General features: G+C 67.3%; 11 protein-coding genes. 7 read left to right on the top strand and 4 right to left on the bottom strand.

The window, feature by feature from the left end; translation table 11 throughout:
• The first annotated feature begins 162 nt into the window (after positions 1–162).
• Positions 163–744, top strand: coding sequence for a hypothetical protein (locus QCZ28_RS11640; protein ID WP_279516646.1), 582 nt, complete (start codon positions 163–165; stop codon positions 742–744).
• 270 nt (positions 745–1,014) lie between these two features.
• Here the strand turns inward: QCZ28_RS11640 and QCZ28_RS11635 are convergent, their stop codons facing one another.
• Complete coding sequence (locus QCZ28_RS11635) at positions 1,015–1,902, bottom strand: DUF5677 domain-containing protein (RefSeq protein WP_279516645.1); 888 nt, start codon at positions 1,900–1,902, stop codon at positions 1,015–1,017.
• Between the two features lie 661 nt (positions 1,903–2,563).
• On the opposite strand from QCZ28_RS11635, the gene fxlM reads away from it, so the two are divergent.
• From fxlM to QCZ28_RS11605, 6 genes are all read left to right on the top strand, one after another.
• Positions 2,564–3,817 carry a methyltransferase, FxLD system gene (fxlM, locus tag QCZ28_RS11630; protein WP_279516644.1) on the top strand — a complete coding sequence of 418 codons (1,254 nt, stop codon included), beginning with the start codon at positions 2,564–2,566 and terminating at the stop codon, positions 3,815–3,817.
• On the top strand, positions 3,817–3,981 hold the full coding sequence (locus tag QCZ28_RS11625; protein ID WP_279516643.1) for an FxLD family lanthipeptide: 165 nt from the start codon (positions 3,817–3,819) through the stop codon (positions 3,979–3,981). The genes fxlM and QCZ28_RS11625 overlap by 1 nt, the downstream gene beginning before the upstream one ends.
• Before the next feature lie 90 nt (positions 3,982–4,071).
• Positions 4,072–6,846 (top strand): lantibiotic dehydratase, encoded by a 2,775-nt coding sequence (locus QCZ28_RS11620; RefSeq protein WP_279516642.1) that lies wholly within the window; start codon positions 4,072–4,074, stop codon positions 6,844–6,846.
• Positions 6,843–7,919: a lanthionine synthetase C family protein gene (locus QCZ28_RS11615; RefSeq protein ID WP_279516641.1), complete on the top strand. Its 1,077-nt coding sequence runs from the start codon at positions 6,843–6,845 to the stop codon at positions 7,917–7,919. Before QCZ28_RS11620 ends, QCZ28_RS11615 begins: the two co-directional genes overlap by 4 nt.
• A gap of 27 nt (positions 7,920–7,946) precedes the next feature.
• Positions 7,947–8,714 carry a thiopeptide-type bacteriocin biosynthesis protein gene (locus QCZ28_RS11610; RefSeq protein ID WP_279516640.1) on the top strand — a complete coding sequence of 256 codons (768 nt, stop codon included), beginning with the start codon at positions 7,947–7,949 and terminating at the stop codon, positions 8,712–8,714.
• A 941-nt stretch (positions 8,715–9,655) separates the two neighbouring features.
• A complete protein-coding gene (locus tag QCZ28_RS11605; RefSeq protein WP_279516639.1) occupies positions 9,656–10,582 on the top strand; it encodes an IS3 family transposase in 927 nt (308 codons plus the stop codon).
• Between the two features lie 487 nt (positions 10,583–11,069).
• On the opposite strand, the gene QCZ28_RS11600 is transcribed toward QCZ28_RS11605, so the two are convergent.
• From QCZ28_RS11600 to QCZ28_RS11590, 3 genes are all read right to left on the bottom strand, one after another.
• Entirely contained in the window at positions 11,070–11,228 is a 159-nt protein-coding gene (locus QCZ28_RS11600) for a hypothetical protein (protein ID WP_279516638.1), read from the bottom strand.
• A 236-nt stretch (positions 11,229–11,464) separates the two neighbouring features.
• Positions 11,465–12,097 carry a transposase family protein gene (locus tag QCZ28_RS11595; RefSeq protein ID WP_279516637.1) on the bottom strand — a complete coding sequence of 211 codons (633 nt, stop codon included), beginning with the start codon at positions 12,095–12,097 and terminating at the stop codon, positions 11,465–11,467.
• Positions 12,098–12,445: 348 nt separating this feature from the next.
• Positions 12,446–13,969, bottom strand: coding sequence for a hypothetical protein (locus QCZ28_RS11590; protein WP_279516636.1), 1,524 nt, complete (start codon positions 13,967–13,969; stop codon positions 12,446–12,448).
• Positions 13,970–14,530: the final 561 nt, after the last annotated feature.

The raw sequence follows: 14,530 nt of genomic DNA, 5'->3' as shown, positions 1-14,530 counted from the left end.
GCGAAGCGGAGAGGCAGCTGTCAACACGGGGAGTCATCGCAGCGGGCGGGCCCAGCCTGCGCGGCCAGGACCGCGCCCGTCCGAGCCCATCCTCATCTGCCGATGGCAGTGCAGCGGGTATTGCGCCGGAGCCGGACTTGCGCGCTGCCCTACGATGCGATGATGGCAGACCTTGAAGAGGAGTTCGCTTTTTTCGCGAGGGCGACGGAAGCACGCTCGGCCGAGCACCGGCAGATAATCAACATCGCGGTCGAGAATAAGTGGTGGTCAGTCACGGGATCACTCCTACGCATGGAGCTCGACTCGCTCATTCGAGTAAATTATCTCCGCACTCACCCGCATGACAGGTCGCAGATCCTATCTGCGTGCGTTGCTGGTCTTGGCTTTGGTATCCCGAGGCATGACGGAGTCGGGGTCAGACGAATTCGGGATACAGTTATGGTTCCGAGCGGCGGGTGGGAGCGGCGTGTTTACGACTTTGGAAATAGGTTCGTTCACCTGACTGAGGCGCATAACCATACCGAGCGCGATCCGTTTATGGCGCTTCCGGAGGATGAGCGGAAGGTGATCGTGGAGTACCTTGATCATTATCACCGTGGGAAATCGGGCGTCGCAATCCTGTCAGTAGATTCAGCCTTCGGTGATGTTGCACTTTACGCACCGCATGTATTGGAGAAGATCGCAGACAATACTCGCTACAGTTTGGAAGAGGTTGGCCGTGAGATCACGCGGAAACGGTATTGAACGCCGGGCAATCGGATAGATCGAAATCCCTCGCATACCGCTGTTCGTTCCTAGATGATCGGTTCGGCGGTCAGACAGCGAGCATCAAGCAATTTCGCTGCTCCCGGCAAATCGAATCACTCCCTGAACTCCTCAAAAAAAATATAAAGATAACTCTAAGGGATTAGCCTCCGCGTCGAGGACCGGGCGAGATCGGTGACCGAACACGCCACACCAGGCCGGAATGGAAGGCTCGCAAGCCGCTCCACGCTGACGGCCATTTGGTTTGATTTAGGACGACCCGGCATCGGAGGTAAGCCAGCGCTCATGCATTTCGTCGACTCGGTGGGCGCGGCCGAGGACCGCGGCTAGGTGCTCCCCGAAGAACCGCTGCATCTGTGGCGGCTGATGCTGCTGGAAGACCAGGGCGACCATGGACAACTGGATCGCGGCTGCTAACAGCGCCTGCGGACGCTGGCTAATGGGCCGAAATTCCGGTTCGAAGCCGCCGTCGACCTGGTTCAAATGATTGCGGATCAGATCGAACCAGCCGCCGTGTAGCGCGTCGGACCCGACCCGGTACGACGGATATGCCGTTGCCCCGAAGGCCTGTTCGATCCGGTCCTGCGCGCTAGGCCAACCGATCTGGCGTCGGCCGGGAATGGCGTCCAGGTCGATCCCTGCGGCCCTGGCTGTGTCCTCGATCGACCGCCGCAGACGTCCTTCGATCGGTAATTCGGTGTCGTCGCCACTGGCGCGGCGGCGTTCGATCACTTTGAGGAACTCGCGCTCGGAGATGAGGCTGTCGTACAGGTAGGCGCGGTGCCGGGTGCCTTGTTCGTCGTCGCGAGACAGATAGGCGACGTTCGCCAGCGTCTCGGTGAGCTGTCGGAGGAGTCCGATCTGCTGGCGTCCTTGGCCGTTGCAGACGTCAGCGAGCAGATCCAGGCAGAGTTTGCCAGCGCGCACCATCAGCCCGCAGCGTATGGCCGCGTTGACTGGTAGGGGTCCTTCCCGCGGGGCGTAGGCGAGTCCGCGGGACAGCATGACGGCGGATTTGAGCAGTTCAACGCCCGCGTAGATGAAGGGGTTCTCGTCCATGGCATCCTGCAACTCGGCCCAGGGGGGTTCGAACACGTCCCCCAAGGGGCCGGCGACGGACAGGTACGTTTCGGGCACGCCGCTCAGGCTATCGCCGAGCTGTGCACCTGCCCAAGGCAATAACGCCGGCAGCGAACGGTGCCCGTGCCAGCTGCGCATGGCCTGGTACGAATCGGCGCGACCTCAACCCGGCAGAGGCGGAGGTACGGGGCGCCCGCCGAATTTTGGACGCCGATGTCGTACCGCGACCGTCACAGCGCCGACGATTCGGGCCACATTCATGCCAGCGGCCGTGCGAGTCGGCACCGAGCACCCCGTCACCCTTCGTGACCAGCGACGGCGTGTCCAGGCGCAGGTGCCTCCGGTCGTGCCGCGCACGGTGCGTACCAACTGCTCCCAGCGCGTACGCATCTGCTTGGCACGGCACCACGACGAGCATTAGGAAACTCTCACGCCCGAACGGACGCGCAGTTCAGTGTCAAGTCGGACCGAAGGTCGGCACACAAGGTCGGACCGCAAGTCGGCATTCCCAACCGCTGCGCGCTCGAGGAGTCTAAGCGCACGGAGTGATGACCTCGAATTCGTGCATTCCGCAGGTACTGCGGAGGGCGCCATCGATGTCACGTCCCGGCCGCGGTCGAGAGCGCGGCTGGCTCGAAGTGGTTCCGCGGCGGATGTTCGTTGCATGCACGAAGCTGCCGCGAGCCGTAGCGGCTCGAATACTTCGGAGAGGACGTTCATGAGCGTCAGCACGATGAACAGCGAACGCCTGCGCCAGGCGATGGTCGATCAGCTGGCCGCTGATCACGCCGACAAGGGCTTGACGTTGCGGCCTGAGGTGGAGGCGGCGATGCGGAAGGTGCCTCGCGAGCTGTTCACGCCGGGTCTTCCCTTGAAGGAGGCGTACGAGAACAGGGCGGTCATCACGAAGCGGCGAGGTGAGGAGAACATCAGCTCGGTATCGGCGCCCTTCCTCATCGCGGAGATGCTCGGCCAAGCCGCCGACGCGCTGAGCGGTCTGAAGGGCCGTCACGTACTGGAGGTCGGCAGCGGCGGCTACAACGCTTCGCTGCTGCGGGAGCTCGTCGGCGAGGACGGTTCCGTGACCACCGTGGACATCGACCCGGACGTGACGGATCGGGCGGTCGAGTGCCTCAAGGCGGCGGGGTACGACGACGTCAAGGTCGTGTGCGCGGACGCCGAGCATCCTGTCGAGCCCGGCTGCCGGTACGACCTGATCATCGTCACCGCCGGAGCATGGGACATCCCACCGGCATGGTGCGAGCAGCTCACCGATACGGGTGTCCTGGTGGTGCCGCTGCGCACGTTCGGGATGACGCGATCGTGGGCGCTCCGTCGTGCCGGCGGCGGTCTGGTCAGCGTGAGTGATCGGCAGTGTGGGTTCGTGCCGGTGCAGGGCGACGGGGCGTACGACGTGCAGTACGTCGACGTGGCCGATGGGGTCCATCTGCGGCTCGATGAGGGCCAGCGGCTCGAATCCCCGGGCCTCGACGGTCTGCTCGAGACGCCACGGCAGGAGGCCTGGGCCGGGGTGAGCCTGCCGCCGCCCACCGTGCTGGCGGACCTGGACCTGTGGCTCGCCACCCGCGCCGCCGACGCGGGACAGCAGTTCGTGGTGCTGACCGCCCAGGACGCCGCCATCTCATCCGGCGTCGTCGCGCCGTCGTGGCGGTTCGGTACCCCCGCTGTCCTCCATGACGGCACGCTCGCCTACCGGTCGGAGCTGCGGTGGACCGGCGACGCGTTCGACCTGGGCGCGTACGCCCACGGCCCTGCGACCTCCGCAGCGGCTGCAGCGGCCCAGCGGATGGTCGAGCACATGCGGGCCTGGGTGAACGCCGGCTGTCCCGCGCCGGTGTTGCACGTCCTGCCCGCACAGACCCCCGACGGCGACTTGCCTGCCGGGACGGCCGTGGACAAGCGGCACAGCCGCCTGGTCCTGGCCTTCACCACTGAGGGAAGGGATTCCTGATGGAGTTCGACGAGTACGAGGTCAGCCCGGATTTCGTGGAGGGCGAGCTCAATCTCCGGCTGGTCGACGCCGGCCCGGCGTTGAGCGCGTACGCCACCGCCACCGACGACGGCTGCGGCTCTGGCAACACCGGCTCGAACGCGTGCTCCGGCGGCGGCAAGTAGCAGTCACGGCACCTGGCGGGGTCCGGCCCTGAACGGGCTGGGCCCCGCCCTCTATCCCTCCCTTGCCCCGCCGGTATCAAGGAGCGCGAGGTGTTCCAGGCGACTGGTGCAGCCCTGATCAGGGCAGCTTCCTACCCCTCAGATCTGACGTTGCCGAGGTGGCCCGACCTGTCCGCGGAGCAGCCGGATCAATGGCGGGAGTGGTTGCAGCAGGTATGGGCGCTACCAGCGTTTGCTGCGGCTGTCACCCACGCCGCACCGCAGCTCGCCGAGCAGATCGCCCGTGTGCTCAGCGGCGATGTCGTGACCGACTCGCGGCTGCGCCGGACGGTCGAGGCGACAGTCCGGTACCTGTTGAGGTGGACGACGCGGGCGACCCCCTTCGGCCGGTTCGCAGGTGTGGCGCCCGTACAGCTCGGTCCCCGCGCCCAGGTGGGCTGGGGTGCGGCGCACTGCGAGGTCACGAAGCCCGATGGCCAGTTCATCGCCGAGCACACAGCGCAGGCCGAACGGGATCTGAACATGCTCGGCTCCCTGAAGGTCGTCACGAACCCGATCGGATATCCACGCGGCAGGGCGTGGGTGGTGCCCTGTGGCCACGCCGACGGTGATCGGCTCTACGACGTCGAAGTCGACCTCACCGGTCCGATACGAAAGGCGACGCAACTCGCCCGCACACCGATCTCGTTCGCCGATCTGACCGTTCAGATGGTCGAGCGGACGGTCACGGAGTTGCCCGTCGGAACTGCCGGCGCCGAGCGCCTGCTGGCCGCGCTCGTTACCGCCGGTGTCCTGGTTTCCGAGATCCGGCCACCGGTGACGACGACCGACCCAGTCGCCCACCTCAGCCAACACATCGATCTGCCCGACCCTGGCGACCGTGTTCAGGCCGACCTGCGCGTCGACTGCTCCGTGATGCTGCCGCCAGCCGTGGTTCGCGAGGCGTGCGAGGCCGCGACGGTGCTCGTCAGCGTGGCGCCGCGCCTACCAGGCTGGGCCGCTTACCACTCGGCGTTCATCGAGCGGTGGGGCCCGGGCGCGGCCGTACCGCTGCGCGACGTACTGCGTACCCTGGGATTTCCCGCCGGATACCGCGGGTCGCCGCGCCGGGACCCGGCGACCCTGACCGCCCGCGACATTCTCCTCGCGGAGCTCGCCCAGCAGGCGGCACTGCAGGGCTGTGCCGAAGTGGTGCTCGACGCCGGACTCGTCGACCGATTGCGCGGCGACGACGACCGGCCTCCGGTCCCACACACCGAACTCCAGTTCACCCTCGCCGCGGAGGCGCTCCGGGATCTCGACCGAGGCGACTTCACGCTGACGGTCGTCAGCGGTGCCCGCCACGCCGGCACAGCGGCGGCCCGGTTTCTGCACCTGCTCAACCCGTCCGAACTCGCGCTGTTCGCCGACGTCTACGCACACCTGCCGACAGTGCTGCCCGGCGCGGACGCGGTACAGATCTCCGGCCCTCCACTGGGCAGCCGGCTGGCCGCACTCGCCCGCGCCCCCGAGCTACTACCTGTACTGCCTGTCGGCGACTTTCACCCCAATCCAAGGTGGACTCTCGCGGGCCTGTGCGTCACGGGTGACGGCCAACGACTGTGGCTGGTGTCCCGCACCACCGGACAGCCTGTTGAACCCATGCTGCTCAACTCCCTACTGCTACCGACCCTCCAACAGCCGATCATCCGGCTCCTGACGGAGATCCCCATCGCATGGACGGCCCCGTGCGTCCCGTTCGACTGGGGGCGCTGCTCGACCCTGCCGTTCCTGCCACGCGTACGGAAGGGCCGGTCGATCCTGCACCCGGCACGGTGGGTCATCACCGCGGCAGCACTACCCAGGCGGGCAGAGCCCTGGCAGCAGTGGCAATCCGCCTGGGAACGCCACCGAGAACAGCAACGGCTACCCGCAGACGTACTCCTCGGCAACGACGACGCACGACTACGCCTCGACCTGGACGACCCCGCGCACATCGCGCTGCTCCGCCGCCACCTCGACCGCCACAATACCGCGACACTCACCGAGGCCCCCGGACCAGCTGGCTGGATCAACGGCCGGCCGGCCGAACTCCTGCTCACACTCACCCGCACCCCGCCACGCGACGACCCACCTCCGCGCCCAGCGCGGCCCGCCAGCAGGGTTCAGCACCACCCCGGTCAATCACAGTGGCTGGAGGTACGCGTTACCGGCCGGGTCGAGTACATCCTCGCCGACCTGTCCGACGACCGCGGCGCGTTCCCAGCCGGCTGGTGGTTCCTGCGCTACCCAGACCCGGAACCTCACCTGCGACTACGCATCCCCCATGACGACGCCGACCAATTCGCCACCGTTGCCCGAGCCGTTGCCGTCTGGGCCGAGCGGCTGGACGGGCAGGGATTGCTGACTGACTACAGCCTGGCCACCTACCGGCCCGAGACACGGCACGGCAGCGGACCCACCCTCGCCGCAGCCGAAGCCGTGTTCGCCGCCGACTCCCGCGCCGTCCTCGCGAACCTGACCGGCGACCGGCAGGCCACCACTGCGGCCAACATGATCACCATCGCTCACGGCTTCACCGGCGACGGCCCACACTGGATAGCCGAACACGTCCCGCACCGCAGCGGCCCACGCCTGGACCCCAACCAGCTCCACCACGCCCGCCGACCCCACAGAAGCGATGACCTGACAGCGGCGCTCACCACGGCGCTGACCGCCTACCGGGCACTCGTCGAGCGAGACGGCCTCGACTCGGACCAGGTGCTGGCTGATCTGCTTCACCTGCACCACGCCCGCATGATCGGCGTCGACGTCGCCTCCGAGAAACACTGTCTCCGCCTCGCCCGCGCCGTCGCCCACACCACCCTCATTCGCGGCCGATCATGACCGCGGGACAGTCACTCGCCGACGGGGCAGTTGGCATCGCTCTCTGGCACCTCGAAGCCGGCAGGTGGGATGCGGCGTACGCCGCGCTCCAGGAGGCCTGCGCCGGCGGTGTCAGCGCCACCGACAACGCCAGCCTCTATTACGGCGTACCCGCGCTCGCCTTTGTACTAGCCGCTTCCGACCGGCCCGCGCTCACCCGGGCCCAAGCCCTCGCAGCCGCCGGGACCGCCACGGTGACCCGCCGACGACTGGGCGCCGCTCACCGCCGCATCGACCAACGGCAACAACCGCCGTACGCCGAGTTTGACCTCATCCGCGGCCTGACTGGCCTCGGTGTCGCCCTGCGTCGCATCGGGGAAATCGACCTCCTCCGGGAGGTACTGACCTACCTTGTACGACTCACCGAACCCATCGGCGCGCTCCCCGGCTGGTGGTGCCCACACGGCCCCAACCGCACCGGGCCAGGACCGGCCGGAGGCCACAGCAACCACGGCATCGCCCACGGCATCAGCGGCCCACTCGCGCTCCTGGCGCTCACCCTCCGCGACGGCACCACCGTCGACGGACACACCCAGGCAATCAACCGCATCTGCCAGTGGCTCGACACCTGGCAACGCCACACCAACACCGGGCCGTGGTGGCCGCAAACCGTCACGCTCGACGACCTCCGCCGCGGCGACCCGAGCCAGCGCGGACCACTCCGGCCATCCTGGTGCTACGGCACCCCCGGCGTCGCCCGCGCCCAGCAACTCACCGCGCTCGCCCTCGGCGACGCCACACGTCAACACCTCGCCGAGGGCGCACTCATCGCCTGCCTGAACGACCCGACCCAGATCGGTCAACTCACCGACCGCAGCCTGTGCCACGGAACCGCCGGACTCCTCGCGACCACCCGTCGCATCGCCGCCGACGCCCTCACACCCATACCCCTCGCCCCACTGCAGCGCCTCCACGAGCAGGTGCCAACCGCTGCCAACGGACCCGCAGGACTCCTCGACGGGACGTCCGGCGCTGCCTTGGCCGCGACCGGGACCACGAGGACCTCATGGGACGCCTGCCTACTCCTCTGCTAACCCACCAACACCGATCGGACCGCACTCGTGGAACAGATCTCCTGGAAGCAGGTGAACATCGCCTTCCCCAGCCCAGACCCCAGACAACGGGAGAGGCAAGCCGTCGAACACCTCACCCGCGTGCTACCTGTGGCCGAGGCCGAGGGCCTCATCACCTCATGGTGGTTCATCCGCAAAGGCCCCTGGCGGATCCGCTACCTCCCCGCCACGTCCACCAGCGATCCGGCGCACCTACTGCTCACCGACAGCGTCACCTGGACCACCGACATCTACGAACCAGAGGTCCACGCCTTCGGCGGCACCGCCAGCATGAACGCCGCTCACGCCCTGTTCCACCACGACAGCCGCCACCTCCTGGACTATCTCAGCGACAACCCCGACGACCGGCGGGAACACGCACTCATCCTCTGTACCGCGCTCATGCGCGCCGCCGACCTCGACATCAACGAGCAAGGCGACGTCTGGGCCAGGATCGCCGATCAGCGTGGTGCGTTGGCCAGCCCAGGACCAACCCAGGACCCGCGATCGGAGACTGGTCTCACCGCCGACGTCCGCTGTCTCCTACTCGGCTCACCTCGCACGGACTGCATCGCCAGCGGCTGGCTCCGCGCCTTCGAAGACACCGGGAAGGCGCTGCGCATCCTCCGTGAGTCGGGCAAGCTCACCCGAGGAATCCGCGGAATCATCGCGATGCACGTGATCTTCCACATGAACCGCCTCGGAGTCCGCGCGGGCACTCAAGCCACCCTCGCCCGAGCTGCCAAAGATGCGATCTTTGACGACGTATGCGCCTGACGCGGGAGCGCCTGCAGCCACAGATTCTGTTCGCCCGCTTGTAGATCGTTTGACGACAACCCGCTGCGGCCCGGCCGCGTCACGATCCGACCGGACCGGTAGTGAGCGCATCGGTGACCCAGCCCCGGGACGCGCAGCGCTCGGCCTGGCCTTGTAGACGGAGGCCCGGCGTCACAGATGCCCACACCGCTAGAAGCGCGCACATCTTCAGCGCGGCACTGTCCGCGGCCCACGGCGGCACCATCGAAGAGGTTTGCCCTACCCAGGACCACGATGCGTTCGTGCCGTGGGTCGGCCGCCGCGAGGGCCGCGGCTACGGCGCCTCCGGCGGGGGCGCTCCGGCTCCAGGATTGCCGGAGTTCGTCCGCGGCCGCCGGCTCAGTGGGTGGCTGCGGTGAGGACATCCTGTCTGCCATCGACCCGGGCAAGCCGAGCAGACCGCCGCCCGGCCCGCCAGCGTACGAACGAGGCGTCGAGGTTCGAGGGCCGTGGCGGGCCGGGCGGCGGCCCGCACCCCACTGGGCGGGTCGATGGCAGACAGGATGCTGGGTGTTGCTGGGTTGGCATGCGTGAGGTTGCCCCGGTAGCTCGGAGGCTTTCGATCATGCTCTGATGGAGCTGAAGGGAGTCATCCGTGGCAGCACCGAAGAAGTACCCCGATGAGCTGCGTGAACGTGCGGTGCGCTTGTATCGGGAGTCGGACCCGAAGCCCGTGATCCGTCGACTGGCCCGCCAGCTCGGGGTGCATCACGAGGCGTTGCGCAACTGGATCCGCCAGGACGAAGCCGACCGAGGTCAACGTGACGACCGGCCGACGACTTCGGAGTCGGAGGAGTTGCGCCGGCTGCGGCGGGAGAACGCCGAGCTGAAGCGGGCGAATGAGATCCTGAAGGCCGCCTCGGCTTTTTCGCCTCGGAACTCGACCCGACCCGGCGACGGTCGTGACGCTCGTCGACGAGCTACGCGACCGCTTCGGGGTCGAGCCCGTCCTCCGGGTCATCGGTGTTGCCGTCTCCACCTACTACGGCTGGCTCACCCAGGCCGCGAACCCGTGCGCCCGGCGACGCGAGGACGCCGAACTGGCGGTGGAGATCGCCGAGATCCACCACGTCTCCGGCGGCACCTACGGCAGCCCGAGAGTGCATGCCATGTTGCGCCGCAACGGCCGCCAGGTGGGCCGCAAGCGGGTCGAGCGGCTGATGCGCGACGCCGGCCTGCAAGGCGCGTTCCTGCGCAAGAAGTGGCGCATCCCTTCGACGCAGTCGAATCCGAAGGCGACACCGGCTCCGGATCTGGTCAACCGGCAGTTCACGGCTGCTGCGCCGAATCGGTTGTGGGTCGCCGACGCGACCCGCGTCCCCTGCGGCGAGGGCGTGTTCTGGCTGGCCGCCGTCCGGGACGTGTTCTCCAACCGCATCGTGGGCTGGCGGTGCTCCGACCGCTGCGACACCGACCTGATCCTCGGCGCCCTGGAATACGGCATCTGGTCCCGCGACGTCCGCGACGGCCAACTGATCCACCACTCGGACAAGGGCTCGAACTACACGTCGTTCCGCTTCGCGCAACGCCTGGCCGACAACGGGATCCTGCCCTCGATGGGATCGGTCGGCGACAGCTACGACAACGCTCTGATGGAGAACTTCTGGTCGACGTTGAAGATCGAACTGGTCTACCGAAACTCGTGGCGGACCCGCGACGAGGCCGAGAACGCGATCTTCAGCTACATCGATGGGTGGTACAACACCCGCCGGATCCAAAAAGACCTCGGCTGGCGGTCCCCAGACAAGTACGAAACCGCCTGGCACGCCCACCAGGCCAGACAGAACGAGACGGCTATCGTTCAGCCTGAGCTCACCGGCGCCAGGTAACCAACCCTCCGGCAAACCGGGGGAACCTCACCCCCGATAGCTTCCGGATCGTCAGTTACGAAAAGCAGTTCGATCGCCTCGTGTCGACCGTACGAGCGCAGGACCGCCGTGGCATCGGGGAGACCGGTGGAGCCGCCCGACAGGAACGGGTAACCGTGGAACTCGCCGTGGCCGTCCGCGTCACCGCCTAGCAGCGGCTGGTCGAGCAGCACCCGTAACGGGCGGCGTTCAACGGCTCAGTCGAATGGGTTGGACTCCCATCCGGATCGCAGGATCGGCCTCGTGTATGGCGGGATCGGCACTCTGCAACTCAACCACAGCGCCACCGAGACGACTTTGAGGCCGTCGGCCAGCAGTGGTCAATGACGGGAGGTTCTCGGAGCACGTGGCGCGCTGGCGGTGCGCTGATTTAAGTGCGCCACCAGCGCACCGCGCGAACGAGTGCTGGCCTATGGGCAGCACCCGTCGGTAGCGGCCGAGCTGACCGTTACCCGCTGTGGCCGTCGCCGACCCCGCCGGCCAGCCGCAACGGGTCGTCCGGGAAGTCCGCGACGAGATCCGCGGACGGGGCGCCCGTCTCCTCGATGAGCTGACTGCCGTCACTCCGCCGGCCGCTGCTCGCGGCTGGGCCTTCGGGCTGGGTCACCTGCTCTGCGCGTGCCCGAAGGTACGGGGTCCAGTCCCGGGCGGCCCGGCGTGCCCAGGCTATGGCGTTGCTGATGCTTATGCCGAGTAGTCCGCAAGGACGGCCGGGGGTAGTTCGGCCGCGAGGCATATCAACGCAGCGTTGCGTGCGGGCCGGACCTGGATGCCGTGCCGGCGCAGGCGGGCCCGCATGCCGCCCACAGAGATGGGTCTTCCCGCCTGCCGGCCGGGAAAGAGTCACCGGGACGTCTGAGTCGAGACGAGCGCGTCCGCCGGTAGCCGTGTAGGTAGGAAGTCCAGGAGGTGACCTACGGCAGGCGGAATGATCGCACGGTGGGCTTTCACGGTGAGGTATCGGCGACCAGATTCCTCGGTGAGCTGGTCGGCTCGTAGCTTGATAATCTTGGTCATCGGTAGCCCGTAGAGCAGCAGCAGTGCTCCCGCAACGCGGACGTCAACGGGCATGTCGCTGTCCCGCGGCTGGAACCGGGTGATCTCGTTGGTCTTGCCGTCCACGTCGGTGTCGGCCAGGACCACGCTGCTGACCTGGTCGCAAGCAGCCATCACATGTCGGGCGGCAGCGTCGGTGGTGCGGGATCCGCGCAGCGACTTGCCGTCGACCGCGATCGCCCGCCGGCCCGTCGCGGCGCTGGTCGTGGCACGCCCAGCGAGCCAGAGACCGATCGCCGCGGTCAGCAACCGCGGATCCAGGGCCTGCAACAGCCGGCGGATCATCGCTTCGGACGGCCGCCGATCCGGGGCGATGCCCAGGGCCAGGACGGTCGCGTCCGGAACGTCGGCGACCCATTCAGCGATCGCGGTATACGAGCGGTAGCCGGCCACCACGGCGCAGACCGCTGCGGTCACCACGACCGGCAGCCTGTGCCGGACACCTCGTCGGGCTCGCGGATCAGGCAGACCGGCGAGCGCTGCGGGCAGCCCGCCAGCGGTTTCGACAACGGTCAGAGCCGGTGCGCAGGACAGCGAAGAGATCAGCGATGATGGCAGTGCGGGCATGGCTCACTTCGGATAGATCATCGTGGCGTAGAGAACCTTGATGATCTTCTGAACCGGTCATGCCCGTCTTGCTGCTACCAACACCGGCGCTTCTACTCCGAACCGCCCAAGCCGGACACCATCACGACTTTGCCGGGGCCCTGCCAGGCGGGGCAATGAGCACGACGGGCCTGCGATGCCGTTCGATAGGTGAGGTGGCGGTTATCCCGGCCGCCGGCCGCCGACCTTCGGCCAGCGGATCGCACCAAATGAGGCATCGAGGATCTCGTTGCGGGGGGTGGCAACGCCGGCGCGTTGCTGTGCGCGGTTCAGAGCTGCTGTGGGGTCAGCGACCAGGTGCCGCGACCCGGCAGTGAGGTCCTGGAATACGAGACCTGACCGCTCCGCCGCGGCCACAGCTACGAGATTCTCCAACTGGGTGAGCGAGACGACCGCACTCGGGAACGGCATCGCACCGATTGCCTGCACGAACATCGTGTGGTTGGCCAGGTACAGCGGCTCTGGTACGACGATCAGACCACGGATCGCTCGGCCCTCTGCCGGCGACGGCAGGCTCGCGAAGGCGTCGTGCCCGCCGCGCCACAGGTTGTACGTGGTGACGAGTTGGTCCTTGGCTTTGACGAAGTCGCGGCGCAGCCCCTTGGCGTAGCTGACGGGATCGAGACGCTGGTCCATCCTTGGGCGCAGGCTCTTCACCTCGACGAAGATCACCTGGTCGGGATAGACGACGATGCCATCGACGCTGAACTTCTCCTCTTTCCCGTCGCGGTAGGCGATCTCGCCGTGGATAGCAGCTCCGGCCTGGTTGAGCAGGCTGAGCTGTTCGACGGTGTACTCCTCGTTCACGTGCCCGAGGTCGGTGGCGAACGCGTTGCCGTACCGGTCCACGCCGGCGTAGTAGAGCGCGGCCATGGAGAAGCGGCCAGTGACGAAGGCCGGCTGCGGGGCCACGCCGATTCCTTCCGGCAGGATGATGAAAGGGGCGTTGACGAGCGGGTTGAAGTCGTGTTGCCGCAGCTCCGGACGTTGGTGACGACCAGCCTTGGCCAGCTTTCGGAGCGAGGCAACCGGTGCACTGAGCCGGGTGTCGTACACCCGCAGGATTTGCTCCCTGGGCACGGTCTCACGGATCGGCGCGAAGTGAGGCTGGTCCAGCCAGGTCGGATCGAAGGTGCCGGCGTTGGTCATCACCGCGGCCAGGAAGAAGGGGGCCAGGTCGGTGTACGTGTCAATGTCGGCACCGAGAAGTTCGGCGATCACGGCGTCGCTCAAGACCTGATACTTCGGGCGCGGGAACGCTCGTTTCAACATGGGGCGCATCCGGGCGGTGTCCCCGAAGATCGGCTGTTGGTACGGAAATTGCTGGTAACTGGTGCGCAGCATGAAGCCCGTGATCGTTTCCTCCCCGACGCTCGCGTCGCCGTTGAGCGACAGCGGGTCCTCCAGGTCGATGACCATGGCGTCCAAGGCCCGCAGGGCCTGAAGGGTGGGCTGCTCTCGTCGGGTGACGTGGGCGCCACCCGCGAGGGCTTCGCGGGCTACGAGGCTGACCGCCCACGGCTTGATCGGATCGCGGACGTCGACGGCCTCGAAGGGGTGACCTTTTAACTGCGCGGTCGACGTGCGAGCGAGCAGGCGCAGCAGTGCGATTGGCCGGTATCGGCGTACCGCCGGCACGAACTCGTCGTACCGCACGCCGGTGATCCGCTGCGGTACGTGCGGCACGGCGGAAACCCGGGGCCTGTTCGGGTGACCCGGCCGTTTCCGCGATGAAGCCATAGCGGACATTGTGCATGGAGCCCTCGGACAGAGCGATCTACTTACCCTGCGTCCGGAGGGGTGAGACATCGCTCTTTCGGTGCGCTCGCGCCTGCGCCGAGACGTCATACCCGCTTTCAGGGACCGAGTTGATCATCGGAGTCGAACCGGTGAACCCGGCACCGACGCCACGAACGCACCGATCTTGACGATGCTCTCAGACCGGCCACGGCCTCGATCTCGGCCAGCGCGTTCAAGGCACTCGCGCGAGTCGGCTCCGCACCTCGTTGCTCGGTCGCCTCGGTGCCGACATTTCCGGTGGCCGGGCAGAATGCCGTCGATCAACCGAAGCTGGCCCGAGGCCTAGGCTGCGTCGCAGCGCGAGATGTGCCAGCCCTTGCGCTACAGAGGTTGAAGGGCCAAGGTTCGGGCTATTTCGGTGGTTCGGGTTCGAGGGTCATGCCGGTGCTGGCGAAGAAACCGGCGAGGAGATCGGTCTGTTGCTGACAAGCGCGTAGTCGGCGTTTG

Source organism: Micromonospora sp. DH14 (assembly GCF_029809455.1).
Taxonomy (GTDB): domain Bacteria; phylum Actinomycetota; class Actinomycetes; order Mycobacteriales; family Micromonosporaceae; genus Micromonospora; species Micromonospora parva.
Note: the sequence above shows the minus strand (reverse complement) of the source record. Positions and strands in the feature narration are given on the sequence as shown.

Excerpts from the sequence above, each read along its gene's own strand:
- QCZ28_RS11625 (WP_279516643.1), top strand. The coding sequence starts at position 3,817 with ATGGAGTTCGACGAGTACGAGGTCAGCCCGGATTTCGTGGAGGGCGAG.
- QCZ28_RS11640 (WP_279516646.1), top strand. The coding sequence starts at position 163 with ATGGCAGACCTTGAAGAGGAGTTCGCTTTTTTCGCGAGGGCGACGGAA.
- fxlM (WP_279516644.1), top strand. The coding sequence starts at position 2,564 with ATGAGCGTCAGCACGATGAACAGCGAACGCCTGCGCCAGGCGATGGTC.
- QCZ28_RS11615 (WP_279516641.1), top strand. The coding sequence starts at position 6,843 with ATGACCGCGGGACAGTCACTCGCCGACGGGGCAGTTGGCATCGCTCTC.